A 16,491-nucleotide genomic window follows, 5' to 3' on the forward strand; every position below is an offset into this window, starting at 1 on the left:
GAGGAGATTTATGTTAAAACCAGCAAAACAACCTCATATCCGGCTAACCGCCCTTTTTCTTTGTGTCACGATGTTTCTTAGCACACTCTTTTTCAATGCCCATACCGCTTATGCTGCAGATGGAACCATTGATTATAAGGCAGGAGCCAAAATTCCATACGGGGACTATTATACTTCCCGCATGAGTTTTGATGGTAATAATACAGCTTATTGCGTTGAACCATTAAAGAAAACACCTGCTTCCGGACAATATCCTTATAATCTTTTAGGAAAGGATTCCCCGCTTAGAAAAGCACTCTACTATGTCAATGGTGGATACGGCTACGAAAAGCTCATAAAAGATCAATATTTCCAAGGATGGTCCGATGACAACTCTTATGTCATTGGTCATCTGGTCGTTTCCTATATCCACGCTGGAAATAACGGGGACACCGGTGCCTTCCATGGCGCACCTCAAAATTATATTGACAAAGCATTGGAAGTTGCCAACGCCATTGAAGGGCTTCCTGCCCCACCAGAATCCTTCCGTGCTTTTATCGTTCCTGGCAATGCTTCCCAAACTTTTGCAGGAAGCTGGTATCAGGTTCCAAACGGCTTTATCGAACTGCAGAAATCCTCTGCCAATACCGATATTTCCGATAAAAATGGCAATTACTCTTTAGAAGGAGCCAAATACGGAATCTACAAAGGGGAAGAACTGGTAGAAACTCTTGTTACCGATAAAAAAGGATATGCAAAATCCAAAGAACTGGCTGAAGGAAGTTACACCGTCAAAGAAATCAGTGCCCCAGAAGGATTTGCTATAGATACTTCCGCCCATAATGTTACGGTAAAAGCAGAAGGAACATCTACCGTAAAAGTAAAGGATATTCCTCAAAATAATCCCGTAAAACTGCTCCTTAAAAAGCTGGATGCTGACACACAGCAAAATTCTGCACAGGGAACCGGCTCTCTCGCCAATGCCGAATTTACAATAAAATTCTATACAGAGCAGTCAGCTACCGATCCCGGAGCAAATGGTAAGAAACCGGTTCGCACCTGGATATTGAAAACAGATGCCTCTGGAGAAATCCATTTTACAAAAGATTATTTGGTATCCGGGGATGAATTTTTCTATGCCAGTGATGGAAAGACCGTCTGCTTCCCACTGGGTACAGTAACCGTACAGGAAACCAAAGCCCCTGCCGGCTATCTTCCAAACGAATCTGTTTTCGTGCAGCAAATCACCAGTACCGGTACGGAAGAAACTATCTCTATTTATAACGCTTCTTCTGTCGAAGAACAGGTCTTCCGAGGCGGCGTCAAAATTCAGAAGCGGGATCTGGAAACTCAGGGAACACAAGCACAAGGAACCGCATCTCTTGCAGATGCCGAATTTACCATTACCACTCTGAACAAACAGCCAGTATGGGTAGGTGGAAAGCTCTATGAAAATGGTCAGGCAGTGCTTACAATCAAATCGGATACACATGGTATTGCTGCAAGTGCCGCTGATGCCCTGCCCCTTGGACATTACCGGATAGAAGAAACCAAAGCGCCTTCCGGATACCTAACCGATGGTGCAAAGGCTCTTGAATTTGACATCACCCAAAATGGAGAAATCGTAGATTTAACAACAGAAGAGACTTCTGTTTCTAACCAGATTATCCGTGGCGGTGTCAAAATCCAAAAACGGGATCTGGAAACAGGAGAAGCCAAACCACAGGGAAATGCTTCTTTAAAGGATGCAGAATTTACAATCACCAATCTTGGTCCAAATCCTGTTCTTGTGGATGGAACCCTTTACGAAAAAGATCAAGTAGTTCTCACTTTGAAGACAGATGAAAAGGGGCTTGCTTCCACCAAAAAAGATACGCTCCCTTATGGTCATTACCGGGTTGATGAGACAAAAGCACCGGAAGGTTATTTGAACGAGGGCAAACTCTCTCAGGAGTTTCATATCACAGAAAATGGGAAAATTTTGGATTTAACTGCAAAAGAAACAGCGATTTCCAATCAGGTAATCCGTGGCGATTTAGAATTCGTAAAGGTCTCTGACGGAGATTTAAACCGGCTGGCAAATGTCCCATTTTCCATTACCTCCAAAACTACAGGAGAAAGTCATACCATTGTAACAGACAAAAATGGCTATGCCAGTACTTCCTCAGAATGGAATAAGCACACTACAAATACCAATCGTGGGGAAACTTCTGAAGACGGAATCTGGTTTGGCGCTTCTAAACCTGATGATGCCAAAGGAGCCCTGATTTATGATACCTATATTTTGGAAGAACAACGCTGCGATTCCAATGAAGGTATGAACCTCTTAAAAATTGAGGTCTCTGTATACAAAAATCACGTAGTCGTGGATATGGGAACTTTAACGGATGATCAGATTACCATTGGAACTACTGCCCTTGACAAAGACAGCAACTCCCACTTTGCCAAACCAGAAGAAAAAATCACTCTGGTTGATACCGTAGAATACGAAGGCTTAAAGAAGGGACAGTCTTATAAGCTCATCGGTACACTGATGGATCAGGAATCCGGAAAGCCAATTGAAATAGATGGAAAACCTGTCACAGCAGAAACCACCTTCAAACCAAAAAAATCTTCTGGTTCTGCAAAAGTGACCTTTACGTTCAATGCCTCTTCTCTGAAGGGCAAAACAATCGTAGTATTTGAGGAACTGTACCAGGAGGATTTAAAACTGGCTGTTCATGCGGACATTACAGATCAGGATCAGACTATCTATTTCCCAGAAATCGGGACCACTGCAAAAGATAAGGAAACAGATATGAATCTTTCCCAAGCAGATAAAGAAGTTACCCTTGTAGATACGGTAGCTTACAAAAATCTTCTGCCCGGCGAAGAATATGTTATGACTGGAACCCTTATGGATAAAGAAACCGGAAAACCTGTCGAAATAGATAAGAAAGAGGTTACTGCCGAAACCACATTTACTCCTAAAGAATCCTCTGGAACGGTAGATGTGATTTTTTCTTTTGATGGGACCTCCCTTGCCGGAAAAACCGTAGTTGTTTTTGAATCTGCTACTTATGACGGCAAAGAATTTGCAACACACGCAGATCTTGAAGATAATGGGCAGACCATCTACTTCCCAGAAATCGCTACTACTGCAAAAGATAAAGCAGACGGAGATCATTTTACCAAAACCGATAAAGAGATTACCATCGTTGACACGGTTAAATATAGTAACCTAATTCCAGGAAAAGAGTATGCACTTACCGGTACCTTGATGGACAAAGAGACAAAAGAGCCTCTTCAGGCAGATGGTAAACCGATTACTGCCACTACGACCTTTACTCCTGAAGATGCCTCTGGCAGTATTGAACTTACCTTTACATTTGATGGCAGCATCCTGTCCGGCAAAACAATTGTTGTCTTTGAGTCTTTAACGTATCAGGAAAAAGAGATTGCTGTTCACGCCGATATAGAAGACCATGAACAGTCTATCTACTTCCCAGGAATTGGAACTACTGCGAAGGACAAAGCGGATGGGGATCAGGAAGCCGTTGCTACGAAAGAAGTAACCATCATTGACACCGTATCCTACCAAAATCTGATTCCGGATACTCCATACAAACTGGTCGGCACACTGATGGACAAAACAACCCAAAAGGAAGTTCTGATTGATGGAAAACCTGTCACGTCAGAAACAGAATTTACACCAAAGGATTCCAATGGTTCTGTCGAAGTCATCTTCACTTTTGATGGAAGCACATTGGCTGGTCATGATGTAGTCGTTTTTGAAAAACTTTTTTCCCTTGAAGGAGAAACAGCACTTGAAATTGCTTCCCATGAGGATCTGGACGATAAAGGACAGACGATAAAACTTACGGAAGTTCCAAAAGACACACCGGAACCTTCCAAACCAGTCAAGACTGGAGATGAAACAACCATTCTTCCTTATCTTTTACTGGCAGGTGCCGCACTCCTCTTTGCTGCCGGATTTGGTATTTTATATATCCGTAAGCGAAAAAAAGATAAGTAACTATCAATAAATATGCTCACAGGCAGCTTCTTACGGCTGCCTGCTATAAAGGTGATGAATATGGAACAATCTCGTTGTAATGCCGATGCCAAGCACATCCGGCATTTTTTAGATATTTGTGATGGAAATTGGCATTCCTGTATTTATGTTCGCTGCGTTTCCTGTAAAACCCCAGGTTATTGTAATGGCCCACACTTCTTATATCATCCAGATGAAAACGGCAGTCCTTGTATCCTGCCCATGGCAGATGCCCGTATGCTCTTCTCCCGCATACCGGAACCAACGGAATGCCTGTCCGCCATAACACTGGAACAGTTTCAGTCCTTATATGGACTCTACTTTGCAAAAGAAGCATTGACCGATAAGCCATGTCCTTGTTTTGCTTTACTGCGGCATCAGGAAGCATCCCATTATTACTGGTAAAAGGTTGCACTTTTGGTACTTTCTGCGTACAGGATAAGAAAGGAGGCGATTTTATGTTGAATTTCACTGCTATGATTCAAGGAATCGATACAATATTTACGAACTTAATTTTTATTCCTGCACTTTTAATCCTGTACCTGAAGTTTCGTCCGAGAAAGCCCTGGAGCAGACGCACCAGAAATCTGTATCGGCTATGTATAGCTCTGATTTCTGTTTATGTCATCCGGATTTTCTGTGCAGGGTTCATCTTTACACCAGTAAATTACTCACGTTTTGCAGACAGCGGTTTCTTTCCGCTTATCAAGGCACTGTTCTATTCTTAGATTTTCTGCCATTTTGTGCCATTTAGTCCGAATCTGGGAGTAGTTTCTATGCCCATCCTATGGGAATTCATCACCTGCTTTCTTACAATATACGTATAAAACACGTAAGCGAGGTGAATCTTTATGAAACAGAAACAAATCCGCTGCCCATACTGCGGCAGCATCGCAATTTTAAGGGATGCGTCCTATGTATATGGAAATAAAGCGAAAGATGGAAAACTCTATGTGTGCAGTCACTTCCCACAGTGTAATTCTTATGTAGGAGTTCATCCTGGCACTACCAATGCCAAAGGAAAACTGGCAAACAAAGAGCTTCGGCAAAAAAGGATCCAAGCACACCGGGTGTTTGACCAGATATGGCTAAACCACATCTTTACGAAATCGGAGGCTTACCGCTGGATTGCTGATAAATTCTGTCTGACTGCCAAGGAAGCACACATCGGAGAATTTAGCACTTATATGTGTGATCAACTAATTCTGGAATCCATGAAGATTCTGGAGAATAACCATATCCCTCTCAGGGCCATTGGTTGAAAGGGGGGATATGTATGATCATCCCGATGACAGATGATGAACGCCGATTGACAGAGGAGTACTTATATTTGGTACCTGAAATGGTAAAAAAATTGACTACTCGTTGTGCTTATGTCTCATACGATGAGCAGCAAGACCTTCTGCAAGCCGGAAACTTAGCTTTATGCAAAGCCGCCATGAACTATGACAACACCCGTCCCTTTGCAGTTTACGCCAGAGTTGCCATACGAAATGCCATTTACAGTTATTGGAGAAAACTGCAAAAAGAACGAAAATACACCTGTTCCATGTATGCATCTTCCGAATTTGACATGGAACCCCTGCTTGTAGACCAAAAAACCGAACTATGGCAGGAACAATGTATGAACCAGGAACCCATTTATAAGCACCTGCAGTCCTTAGAAGCGAGAAGCTGCAATACACTAAGAAAAGGAATACATGCCCTGCTCCTGCAGCAAAAAGGATATACCAACCAAGAAATTTCCAAACATTATGGTGTCCCAATGAATCATGTCCGGGCATGGCAAAGCAAAGCCCGGAAATACTTACAGCAGGATACCAAATTATATACTCTTTTATCTTGAAGGGAGAACGATTATGCTGACACTTTATACTGCAGTCGGAATCCTACGATTCCAGGATTCCATAAAGGAACATAAAACACCGACTGTTATCAATAACCGGCAGGAATACGGACTGACAGAAGAAGAATTCTTTCTGTGGAGCAGCCTCGCATTTCAAATCCGACAGATCCATGAATTGCAGTCTGCTTTTTCCGAACGCTTGAAAAAACATCACCGTTCGGAAAATATCCCCATTGAACCTTACCTGAATCGGCTGCTGCTTCGAGGACTGGTTGTAAAAGGGGATGGTTTAACTGGTGTGGATGCCCTGTACCGCCTCTTAGGAGAACTTTATATCAGCCCATTGCAGGACAGTTTTTCAGTACGGCTTTTTACCTGCATCTATCTCTGCATGAAGAAAAAACTGCACACAAAGGAACTGATCCATTATCTAAAAAAGCCGGCACGGACTGCTATAGAGGACACGGTACTCCAAATAGCAAAAAAAGTACAGATTTCTACGGCAGAGCTTGTAACCTGTGTAGAACAGGGCATCCATCCACAAAATACAGAGCAACTTTTGACGCAGCTCTATGAAACCTCGGATGCAACATTCCGTACCCTGGCACAGGATATCCAATTCACCCATGCCGGTTATCCTGTACTGGAAGCCATCAGTAATTTGTACCTCAATAAACAGATTGCATTTGAAAAATTATAGGAAGGAGCAAATTATGCCAAAACCATTTCTTAATAAGCTGATTGTCCATGGGGCAATCGGCTTTTTCTGTGTCCTATTTGGATGTATTTACGGATTTATAACAGACGACCAGATATTTCTCCTTATGAGTCTTTGCATCGGTGTTGGAACTGCCATACGAATTGTGAGTCTGCTACATACCATCAAGATGCATGACTATACCGAATTAACTGGAACCTGTACAAAACGTGAAGTCAGCCCACTTACCAAGAAACAGAAAATTATTTTCCGTTCCACTGACCAGAAAGAATATCACTTTACATTCGATAAAAATATCCGCCTTTTATCTGGACATTATTATCGCCTATATTTCCGGAATGTAGCAAACCTTTCGGGTGAAGAAAAGGTTACTCCGGATTTACTTGCGTATGAGGAATTATCCCTAAATGAAGATGTTTCCCCGAAGAACTCTTAGATTTCTTCTCTAAATACAATAGAAGTGGATATGCCACTTTCACATACCCACTTCTATTATGCTTTATAAGTTTTCCTTCTGCCGTCCCAGTGAAATGACAAAAACCACTCCGAACTACCACGTATTCTGTCTCAAGGATGACAGCATAACAGCAATCGCAGGGAATAATAATCTATTGTATTCCAGAAGACTCTTCAAAAAATGGACAGTGCTTTCACTTTCAGGGTTTCAAAATGCAGTAACCATATCTTTTATTTTTCTACTGTGACCAATTTTTTCATATTAAGGGCAACTTTATACTGACAGTGAAAATTCCCGCTTCATAATTCACTTGAATATCACCACTTATTTGTATTACTAGCTTTCTAGTAGCATACAATCCGATACCACTGCTTTTTGTCCTTGCTTCATCTTTTGTGTAAAACAAATCAAATATAGATTTTAATTCTTCATCACTAATATAATCAGAAGGATTGCTTATTTGTATATGACAATACTCGGATTCTCCCCACATGTAAAACATTATATCACCAGTACTATACTTTAAAGCATTATCTATTAAATTACATAAAATTCTAATTAATATTTTCTCTTGAGCAAGTATCCAAATGTTTCCATGTGGCAGTCTAATATCTAATTGTTCTGAGGCACGTTTTGAATTTTGAATATATTCCTTTAACAAAGAAGTGACTACCTCTGTAATATTGACTGATTTCATATCAACTTCGCTCTCTATTGCTTCACTCCAAAACAATAAATATAAATCGTCTACTAATTTTTTTAAATAATCCGCCTTTTTTTCAATATGTTCTATATAGCTATTAACAGGTTCATTCACATTTTTTTCTAATCTAATTAACTGCAAGTAACCAATAATAACAGTTAATGGAGTACGTAAATCGTGTGATAAATTTGCTACCATCTTTTTAAAATTTTTATCCTGTTTTTTTAGCTGATGTTCTTTTCGTTCATCTTCTTTAATTCGCTTGTTGATACTAAGTGCAAGGTTCTCAATATCTTTATCAAATACATTGACCGAGTAGATATGCTCATTATGTTCTATCCATTCTATAATTCTTCTAATTTCCCTCTTCAGATGAAAAATGTATAATATGCCTAATAATATAAACACTCCTGTTATTAAAAAGACAACTAGCAAACTTCATATCTCCTTATAATATTAGAATCTCATCACATGTATTCAAGATTGCATTATCATGTGAAACAATAATAATTATTTTATGATTTTTAATTTGATCGATCAACTGTAAAAATTGTTTTTTTCCACTCTCATCCATAGCTGAGGTAGGCTCATCAAAAATCATTACCTGACCGTCTTGCACTACTTGGCGAATAATTGCAATTTTTTGCTTTTCTCCACCGGAAATATTACTTGACTTTTCATTAATTTGCAAATCCCAATTATCTCTTTTCAAAATACTATCACCAAAGCAATCAACGGCTCTCTGTATACATTTTACATCAAGCTTTCGATATAAAGCAATATTATTATATATTGTATCTGCTATTAAAGTCGGCTCCTGTTCTGTTACACTGATTACATGTTCTCTTATATAATCCATATCTAAATTTCTCATTTCTGTATCGTTCCATATTATATTCCCTTGATATTCATCTACATACATACCCATTAAAATTTTAATAAGTGTACTTTTCCCACATCCGTTTTCTCCTTTCAATCCATAAACTTTCCCCTTTTTTAAGTTTGTAGAAAAACTTTTTATGGTTTCTTTCTGGTCATATGCAAAATTCAAATCCTGAATTCTAATTTGTTTGATTTCATTAAGTCTTATACACCCCTTAGACTGCTCCTTAATTTCTAAAATAGATTTTATACGTTCAAAGGATACATAAGCCTCTTGGTATTCTTGACCGTATGCCACTATTTCTTTTCCATATTCCAAAATCATATTAAAATATACTGAAATCATATAGAAATATCCTATTTGCATATCTCCAGTAAGTATCTTTTTTCCTCCAATCCAAAGTAAAATGCATACAGATATTGCCCCTACAATCCCTTCAAGATTTGCAAATGCCTGGATAGTCGCTTGTTGTTTAAATATAGATCGATATAATTTTTGATATGATGCTACTAACCTATTTGAAAAAAATGAACCCATACTATGTATTTTTATAAACTCTATTTTTTCTAATTGTTCCTGCAGTCTGGAGAAGAAATTGGATTTCTCCTCTTTCATTCCATAACTGCAATTATAAATACGCTTTTTGAAGCCAATATATATAAAAAAATAAAGTGCTAATAAAAACATTGTAACTATAAAAGCAATCGAATCCATTTTCCAAATCATAAATAAGATTATACCCGCTGAAAAAACTGAAAATATCAATTCAGTCAAGGAGCTGATGAAAAAAATAAGTACATCATTCGCATCATTGTTTATCCTTTGAGATAAGTACGATAAATCAGTTCTGCCAATTACGAGTGGCGAAACTTTTTTTAAATGATTTACAATTTCGAAATTTAATGAAAATGCTGCATTAGTCTGTATCCTTATATAAAGTATTTTATTGACATAGCAGACAATTTCCTTACCAACATACAATAACAGTAATAAAAATATGAATTTTAACATTGCTGAATATGTTGTTTCCACATTAAACATATTAATAAATTGTCCCATAGCAGCCGGTATAAATGTATTTAACCCGCACAGTATAATACCCAACAAAAAATATATCCCATATTCTATTTTATATTGAAAAACATATTTACTGCAAAATTTTATCATTCCAATTCTCCCTGCTATTTCATTGAGCCATTTCTTTCATCAGCTCCAACATCTCTTCTGCATTCCATTTTACTGAAGAACAAATCTTATTTTTATAAGCAGCACACCCACCATAACATACTGGAAAAAATGAACAATCTTTACATTCTTGATCCTTTACGACATCATAGGAAAGCCATTCTACAAATTTATTTGTAAGTTTGATTCCTTTTTCCAAATTACCGATACTTCGTTCACTATATCCAATATCATTCCAACATTTATACAACGCTCCATCTGGACCTATCACAAATGAATTTAAGCTAATTGCTCCACATACACCATAATTGCTCGGCTTAACACCTTGGTACATAAAGCCTCTCTTAATCCCTTCTTTATAAAACGCAATCTCTTCTTTTGCGTACTGTGGTCGTTCCATACATATATGATTATTACATACTCCATTAATATCATCTACTGGTGCTAAATAATAACCAACTCTACCTTTTAAACCATATCTTTCTAGCCAATCAAATATTTCTGTTGCTTCGTTTATATTTGTCTTGTCAACATTAATTCTTATCGAAATATTCAAAATATCCGCACATTCTCTTATATTGTCCAATATATGTTCGAAGGTAGGCTGATGATTATGGAGAATCCTTCTACTATCATGGGCTTGTTTTGAACCATCTAAAGTAACTTGAATATAGTGGATGTCCATGTCTTTTAATTTTTCAGCTACTCTTCTAGTCAATTTATAACCATTTGTGACCATATCCGCATTATATTTGCAACCAAGTGGCAAAACAGACTTTATCTTTTTGGTTAATTTTTCAATAGTTTCAATTGCCAATAATGGCTCCCCTCCATACCAAGATACCGTTAATTCATGTATATGCTGATATTTTTCTTTGAGCTGCGATGTTAATTGATCCTGAACAGTCTCAGACATAGTAATATATTCTCTCCCTTTTTCATAGCAATAGGGACAACAAAAATTACATGCCATAGTTGGGGCAATAGTTAATGTAAGATTTGAATCCGCAAACCTTTCTATTTTATTTCTTATAAGCAATTCTGCAAATTCATCTTTATCATCTTCAACTAGCATACCACCCTCTAATAATGCTGACTCTAAATCAGGCTTTGAACATTTTTTCCCTTCTTTCATTTCATAATATGATTTTTCATAATCAGTATCTAATTCCAGTATTGCAGATGTGACCGTATTGTAAATCAAACAACTTTTATCTTCTTTTTTCTCTATATTGTATCTTGATAATTTCATTATTATATCCTCTTTTCTTAATCTCTTGTTTTCACAGTGTTCTTTGCAATAATGAAAATGTGCCCAGCATATTGCTGAGCACATTTTCCTTTACTGACTACAAATATCTTTAGTAACGAATTACACATGTAGCCTTTTTAGATCCACAACCTTTATCATTGTAAACCCAGCAGATTCTTGTACTTTTGTCCTCTGATGCTTTGTTAATCCACTTCATTGCAATATCCTCCTGTAAAATATTTATTTATTTCAAAGTAGTAAGAGCTACTTGAAACACAAATTAAAGTTCTTGACGTTTCAATGCAAAATGCATTAAAACTATCCCCACCAGGCACGCACCCATACCATACATAATAGTTCCAACAACAATCCCATTTGTCATCCGATATCCACAAATATTATACATATAAGTGGTCGGGTTCATAACACAAAATGCTTTAAGAAGCACTGATTGATTTTGAAAATTCTCATATACCATAGGATAAGTAATCGCACCTGCAAAGAAATATACACATGATAAAGCTGCCACAATTCCTGTATTCTTTACTAAAACCGTAATCAAAACCGCCACAGCTTCCATTCCAATCATAGCTATCATATTTAAGGTAACCATTCCGATAAAAATCAAAAATTCCTCACCTTTATAATGAAAACCATACTTCCATGCTAATCCTAAGCCTAATGCAGTTTCCACAATATAATAGAGAATAAAAAAGTGAACATTTATCACCAGTAATTTACTTAAAAATAATTTGGTTCGATTTATCCCATATACGACAGAAGCTCTTATTGTTCCTTGATGAAATTCTGCAGATACCATTGTCGTAATATAGACAATTAATCCAATCCAAGAAAAAAAATTAATTGATAATGCAAATCTTGCGATTTCTGCAGCTTTTACATTATTCATGTCGTCTATGTAGCAAATCCAACCAATGCTATCTATATTTCTATAATCACCAAAAGTCATAAACAATGTATCATTTCCCACAACGAACGGTATAAAAAAAATAAATGCCATAAATACTAAAACCCACTTCGAGGCTCGCGAATATTTCATTTTATAGTACTCTGCTTTAAGCTGTCTCATTCGATTTCACCTCCGATAATAGATTTGTGTAATACTCTTCTAAGTCTTCTCCTTCATATCCTATTTTTTCTACACCAACTCCTCCATATACTAATTCTTTTGTTATATCAGAAATATTTTTATTATAACCAAATACCTTAATCACATTTCTTAAATAAACTTTTATTTGACTTTCTGGATACCTCTCATCTAAAATGCAACTAGCCTTTTCCACATTGTCTACTTCGATATGAACATGACGACGACATTTCTCATCTAATTCTTTATCTGTAATCTGTTGTAACATTTTTCCATGATGTATAAATCCATATACAGTTGCAAGTTGATGTAACTCTGGCAAAATATGACTGGATATAAGTATCGTTGTACCATCTTCTTCATTCATATTCTTTAAGACTTCTCGCACATATTTAATTTTGGTTGGATCTAAGCCATTTATTGGTTCATCTAAAATTAGCAACTGTGGGCGACCAAGCAATGCAATTGCAATTCCTAATCGCTGTTTCATCCCTAAAGAAAAAGCCTTCACTCTTTTATTTCCAGCGTCCTTTAAATCCATTATTTCCAGAACTTCATCAATACTACTTTTTCCTGGAATTCCTCGTTGAGTACGCTGGATTTCCAAATTTTGGCGTGCTGTCATGTCCATATACAAAGCTGGATTTTCAATTAAACATCCTATCTTATTTCTTTCATCTTCAAGATTTTTTTTACCAAATAAACTTATCTCACCTGAAGTCGGCTTTGTTAGTCCTGTAATAACTTTCATCAGGCTACTTTTTCCTGCACCATTTTCTCCAACCAGTCCATATATCTCGCCCGCTTTTATCGTAAGATTTACCTGATTAAGTACCATATTTTTTCCGTATGCTTTACAAATATCTTTTGCTTCCAATATTTTTTCGGGTTCTTTCATTCTAATCACTTCCCTCGTTTCTTAAATCCTATAATGATAATGATAATGTCTAATTCTAACATTTCTCTTAAATCAGTTCTTAAATTTCCATAAAATTATAAATTTATCTTTATATTTTCCCACTCGCCTATGAAACCTTCAAATTATTTAAAACAGTAACTTGTATGAAATTACAAATCATGTTAGTATTTTTACCATACCTATTACCAAAGGAGTTTATTATGATTGATATATTATTAGTAGAAGATGATAAAGAAATTTGCTTTATTCTTACAGAATTATTAAAAAGAAACCCTTACAATGTTTCAGCATATCACAATGGGATAGAAGCAATTGAAGCTCTTTCCTCTAAAAAATATGATTTAATGTTATTAGATTTGATGCTTCCCGATTTGCCTGGTGAAAAAATACTATTTCACCTAAAAAAACACAACAATTCTATTCCAGTTATTGTTATATCTGCCAAAAATCAGCCTGAGATTCGTATAAACCTTCTCCGATCCGGTGCAGATGATTATATAACTAAACCTTTTTATCATGAAGAAGTTCTCGCACGAATAGAAAGTGTTTTGCGCCGTTGCAGCGAAAGTCCCCAAACGGAATATTCCTTTAAAGATATTCGCATAAATGTGGATGATCACAAAGTACTTGTAAATAACACAGAGCTTACTCTGACTACTACCGAATATAACCTCTTACAGCTACTAATCAAACATCCAAAACAGACTTTTACAAAGGAATCTTTATATCAACTTATTTGGGGAAAAGATTATATTTCAGATGATAATACTCTCAATGTCCATATAAGCAAACTAAGAAAAAAACTAGAGCATATAGGAAACCAAGCCCCTTATATCGATACTGTATGGGGAATAGGTTATAAATTACACCGTTAGAATAAATTCACGCAAAAAATACCATTACAAAGATTAATCTGTAACGGTATTTTTTACCCTATTCACTTTTTTCATACTTTCAAACAACTAGGTATACCCTCAACAATTTTTTCAGGCACAAACACTTCATTAACTATCACATACGTCCAAGCACCATCTGAGTTATCCGTAGTTTTAGACACTACAATGGCTTAACTTCCACGCAGTATATATTAAATCTACGAATTACAAATGCAAAGACACAACTTCGAACCACTACATATTCCTTTCCAAGGTAACGGTGATTGTGGTCTATGAAAATCATTTGTATTTCAGCTGACCATAAAAAACACCGTTGCAGATTCACTCCCCCACAACGGCATCTTTCATTTTTTTTATTCGATTTTATCTTCTCCTGTTGCCTTTATAAATCTCATAACCTCATCAATGGTTTTCCCAGATGCTACCAAAGCCTTAAACAGCTCATCTTTCTGCTTCTCTTCTATCTCTTTTTGAATCTCTTTTGCTTTATGACGCAGTTCCTTTAAATCGGACTCTTTTGTACGAATCTCCTGTTCCACATACTCCAGTTGCTCTTCCAAAGATGTGTTTTCCAGTTTTTTTCGTCTTGCCATAATGCATCCTCCTAATAATTTTTCCTCATTCTACCACATTTTATCTACTCTGAAAAGGTAGTAGTGTTTTATGAAAATTTTATATCTATTTGGGATTATCCTCATAAAATACTACACTTCCAAGCATTTTGACACAAAAATTATTATTTCGAATCGCAAAATACTATATATGGTATTTTATCATTGACCTTCGCTATATCTTGTGTTACTATGATATTGTATTTAAGTTTTGTGTTATCCCTTTATAGGGTGTCTGGATACTATCTCCAGTACACATGCAGTTTAAGTTGGAAAATCGTGTCATTATAATGCCGTTTTATACGGTGCTATAATGGCACTTTTTTTATTTATCACTATTTTATCGCCCAAAGGGCAGAAAGGAGAATTTTTATGTCATCTATTATCATTGTAACAGGAAGGGTAACTGCCGATCCGGTTATGCAACAAGCAAAGAATTCCGGAACTGAATACATCAGTCTGGGGCTTGCTACCAACCAGAGAGGTCAAAGCGGAAAGGAAGAACCCATCTTCTATCAGTGTTACTGCAACAAGTTTCTTGCAGATCGACTGATAAAAGCCGGTGTCAAAAAATCAACGTGTCTCATGGTCTACGGAGATTTAGAACTCCATCCGTATATTCACCAGAAAGGCAATAATGCAGGTCAAGCAGCTATCACGCCGCAAATTATGGTAAAGGACTGGCAGTTCTTACCTGCGAATCGTAATGATACCAATGCAGCAACACCTGTACCGGGGAATCCAATGGTCGGAAATCCAAATGTTCCACCAGTACCAGCAAACGGTGCTACTTATAATGGAAACCCGGGAATGAATCCTTCCGGTACCGTGCCTACTGGCGCAATGCCAGTCAATAACAATATGATGCCACAGGCCGCACAACAGATGTCTTATGCTCCGGCAGGGGGATCGGCTTATGCACCACAGGGATTTACGGCTGGCAATGTATCTGGTGATGGATTTACCAATATTCCGGAAAATACACCACCACAGCAGCTTCCATTCCCGTAAATTATCAAAGATCCCTAAAATGAAGGAATTGCGACTTTCCAGTATCTACTGGTCTGCTGCAATTCCTTTTTCTATTGAAACAAACATGGAGGAAATGAAGTGAATACACAAAAGAAATTTCTTAAAGTTCTAAGTATGCTCACAATAATTTTGTTAATTGCAACTATATTCATACCAGGAAATGGAAATCGTAATGCAGTCGCAAGTATCGGAATCCTTGGCATCCTGCTGCTATTTCTTTCCACACTTCTTCCTAAAATCTATAAACTGACTCTAAACCTACTCAAGAACCAGGGCAAAACAAGCCCTTGGTCTTCTTTGAAATCATCTGAGCCAGTTTCCGAAACAGAAGAATTGCTTTGGAGACAAATCAGCTATCAGATTACCGACAAACTACAGGCTGCATTTCCAAATGCAACATGGGAATTCCAGAAGCCGCCATCCATGAAGCAGCTTCTTTGCGGAAATCCCATACGTCTGAGAACCTTTCATACGGAGGACTACAACTTTGCGGAAGCACGTATGAACCAATACGGATATCTGGAACTTCAAATGCTGACCATTGCCAGCCTCAAAAAGACTGTCACAGTTACCGATGAGGACGATGTTCCTTTTGCTGATCCGGAATCCTGGTATTCCTTAATTGGCAAGAAAAAACTGGAGAACCTTATCGGACAGCTCCATGCGAAAGGACACCATAAACTCTATATTAATGAAAACGGGCAAATTTACATCCAAAATGGTGATACAGCGGAAATCAAGGATTGTTTTGATTATTTCCCGCCACGAAACTATTGGGATATTCTCATTTCCATCTTCCAAAAAGATGAATTGACCGCAAAAGAAAAGGACCAGGCACTAGAATTATCCTGGATAAAAGAATAAAGGAG

The 16,491-nt window shown here is 37.2% G+C and carries 15 protein-coding genes; 9 read left to right on the forward strand and 6 right to left on the reverse strand.

Features of this window, described 5'->3' with window-relative positions; genetic code table 11:
* Positions 1 to 10: 10 nt before the first annotated feature.
* From PG840_RS12145 to PG840_RS12170, 6 genes are all read left to right on the forward strand, one after another.
* On the forward strand, positions 11 to 3,994 hold the full coding sequence (locus PG840_RS12145; protein ID WP_117843970.1) for a VaFE repeat-containing surface-anchored protein: 3,984 nt from the start codon (positions 11 to 13) through the stop codon (positions 3,992 to 3,994).
* A 60-nt stretch (positions 3,995 to 4,054) separates the two neighbouring features.
* A complete protein-coding gene (locus PG840_RS12150) occupies positions 4,055 to 4,417 on the forward strand; it encodes a hypothetical protein (RefSeq protein WP_054351054.1) in 363 nt (120 codons plus the stop codon).
* A 446-nt stretch (positions 4,418 to 4,863) separates the two neighbouring features.
* Positions 4,864 to 5,274: a zinc-finger-containing protein gene (locus PG840_RS12155; protein ID WP_004223692.1), complete on the forward strand. Its 411-nt coding sequence runs from the start codon at positions 4,864 to 4,866 to the stop codon at positions 5,272 to 5,274.
* Between the two features lie 14 nt (positions 5,275 to 5,288).
* On the forward strand, positions 5,289 to 5,858 hold the full coding sequence (locus PG840_RS12160) for a sigma-70 family RNA polymerase sigma factor (RefSeq protein ID WP_054337558.1): 570 nt from the start codon (positions 5,289 to 5,291) through the stop codon (positions 5,856 to 5,858).
* A 13-nt stretch (positions 5,859 to 5,871) separates the two neighbouring features.
* Positions 5,872 to 6,558: a hypothetical protein gene (locus PG840_RS12165; RefSeq protein WP_004223695.1), complete on the forward strand. Its 687-nt coding sequence runs from the start codon at positions 5,872 to 5,874 to the stop codon at positions 6,556 to 6,558.
* A 13-nt stretch (positions 6,559 to 6,571) separates the two neighbouring features.
* Positions 6,572 to 7,012, forward strand: coding sequence for a hypothetical protein (locus PG840_RS12170; RefSeq protein ID WP_025580278.1), 441 nt, complete (start codon positions 6,572 to 6,574; stop codon positions 7,010 to 7,012).
* Between the two features lie 277 nt (positions 7,013 to 7,289).
* On the opposite strand, the gene PG840_RS12175 is transcribed toward PG840_RS12170, so the two are convergent.
* The 5 genes from PG840_RS12175 to PG840_RS12195 all read right to left on the reverse strand — a co-directional run bounded on the left by PG840_RS12175 (position 7,290) and on the right by PG840_RS12195 (position 13,062).
* A complete protein-coding gene (locus PG840_RS12175) occupies positions 7,290 to 8,171 on the reverse strand; it encodes a sensor histidine kinase (protein ID WP_179976650.1) in 882 nt (293 codons plus the stop codon).
* A 13-nt stretch (positions 8,172 to 8,184) separates the two neighbouring features.
* Positions 8,185 to 9,786 (reverse strand): ATP-binding cassette domain-containing protein, encoded by a 1,602-nt coding sequence (locus PG840_RS12180; protein ID WP_117843968.1) that lies wholly within the window; start codon positions 9,784 to 9,786, stop codon positions 8,185 to 8,187.
* 19 nt (positions 9,787 to 9,805) lie between these two features.
* Positions 9,806 to 11,056, reverse strand: coding sequence for a radical SAM/SPASM domain-containing protein (locus PG840_RS12185; protein WP_025580532.1), 1,251 nt, complete (start codon positions 11,054 to 11,056; stop codon positions 9,806 to 9,808).
* Positions 11,057 to 11,336: 280 nt separating this feature from the next.
* Positions 11,337 to 12,146, reverse strand: a complete 810-nt coding sequence (locus PG840_RS12190) for an ABC transporter permease subunit (RefSeq protein WP_054337552.1) — start codon at positions 12,144 to 12,146, stop codon at positions 11,337 to 11,339.
* Complete coding sequence (locus tag PG840_RS12195) at positions 12,133 to 13,062, reverse strand: ABC transporter ATP-binding protein (RefSeq protein ID WP_015526838.1); 930 nt, start codon at positions 13,060 to 13,062, stop codon at positions 12,133 to 12,135. Before PG840_RS12195 ends, PG840_RS12190 begins: the two co-directional genes overlap by 14 nt.
* A gap of 221 nt (positions 13,063 to 13,283) precedes the next feature.
* On the opposite strand from PG840_RS12195, the gene PG840_RS12200 reads away from it, so the two are divergent.
* Positions 13,284 to 13,958 (forward strand): response regulator transcription factor, encoded by a 675-nt coding sequence (locus PG840_RS12200; RefSeq protein WP_226824569.1) that lies wholly within the window; start codon positions 13,284 to 13,286, stop codon positions 13,956 to 13,958.
* 374 nt (positions 13,959 to 14,332) lie between these two features.
* Here the strand turns inward: PG840_RS12200 and PG840_RS12205 are convergent, their stop codons facing one another.
* Positions 14,333 to 14,572 carry a hypothetical protein gene (locus PG840_RS12205; protein WP_025580526.1) on the reverse strand — a complete coding sequence of 80 codons (240 nt, stop codon included), beginning with the start codon at positions 14,570 to 14,572 and terminating at the stop codon, positions 14,333 to 14,335.
* A gap of 390 nt (positions 14,573 to 14,962) precedes the next feature.
* Between PG840_RS12205 and PG840_RS12210 the strand changes: the two genes are divergently transcribed.
* Positions 14,963 to 15,601 carry a single-stranded DNA-binding protein gene (locus PG840_RS12210; RefSeq protein WP_015526835.1) on the forward strand — a complete coding sequence of 213 codons (639 nt, stop codon included), beginning with the start codon at positions 14,963 to 14,965 and terminating at the stop codon, positions 15,599 to 15,601.
* Between the two features lie 99 nt (positions 15,602 to 15,700).
* A complete protein-coding gene (locus tag PG840_RS12215) occupies positions 15,701 to 16,486 on the forward strand; it encodes a hypothetical protein (protein ID WP_055151549.1) in 786 nt (261 codons plus the stop codon).
* Positions 16,487 to 16,491 lie beyond the last annotated feature (5 nt).

Origin of the sequence: Coprococcus sp. AM97-35, from assembly GCF_027697525.1 — a bacterium.
GTDB classification, from domain to species: domain Bacteria; phylum Bacillota; class Clostridia; order Lachnospirales; family Lachnospiraceae; genus Allocoprococcus; species Allocoprococcus comes.

Excerpts from the sequence above, each read along its gene's own strand:
- PG840_RS12165 (WP_004223695.1), top strand. The coding sequence starts at position 5,872 with ATGCTGACACTTTATACTGCAGTCGGAATCCTACGATTCCAGGATTCC.
- PG840_RS12160 (WP_054337558.1), top strand. The coding sequence starts at position 5,289 with ATGATCATCCCGATGACAGATGATGAACGCCGATTGACAGAGGAGTAC.
- PG840_RS12145 (WP_117843970.1), top strand. The coding sequence starts at position 11 with ATGTTAAAACCAGCAAAACAACCTCATATCCGGCTAACCGCCCTTTTT.
- PG840_RS12170 (WP_025580278.1), top strand. The coding sequence starts at position 6,572 with ATGCCAAAACCATTTCTTAATAAGCTGATTGTCCATGGGGCAATCGGC.
- PG840_RS12210 (WP_015526835.1), top strand. The coding sequence starts at position 14,963 with ATGTCATCTATTATCATTGTAACAGGAAGGGTAACTGCCGATCCGGTT.
- PG840_RS12205 (WP_025580526.1), bottom strand. The coding sequence starts at position 14,572 with ATGGCAAGACGAAAAAAACTGGAAAACACATCTTTGGAAGAGCAACTG.
- PG840_RS12180 (WP_117843968.1), bottom strand. The coding sequence starts at position 9,786 with ATGATAAAATTTTGCAGTAAATATGTTTTTCAATATAAAATAGAATAT.
- PG840_RS12190 (WP_054337552.1), bottom strand. The coding sequence starts at position 12,146 with ATGAGACAGCTTAAAGCAGAGTACTATAAAATGAAATATTCGCGAGCC.
- PG840_RS12200 (WP_226824569.1), top strand. The coding sequence starts at position 13,284 with ATGATTGATATATTATTAGTAGAAGATGATAAAGAAATTTGCTTTATT.
- PG840_RS12155 (WP_004223692.1), top strand. The coding sequence starts at position 4,864 with ATGAAACAGAAACAAATCCGCTGCCCATACTGCGGCAGCATCGCAATT.
- PG840_RS12150 (WP_054351054.1), top strand. The coding sequence starts at position 4,055 with ATGGAACAATCTCGTTGTAATGCCGATGCCAAGCACATCCGGCATTTT.
- PG840_RS12195 (WP_015526838.1), bottom strand. The coding sequence starts at position 13,062 with ATGAAAGAACCCGAAAAAATATTGGAAGCAAAAGATATTTGTAAAGCA.
- PG840_RS12185 (WP_025580532.1), bottom strand. The coding sequence starts at position 11,056 with ATGAAATTATCAAGATACAATATAGAGAAAAAAGAAGATAAAAGTTGT.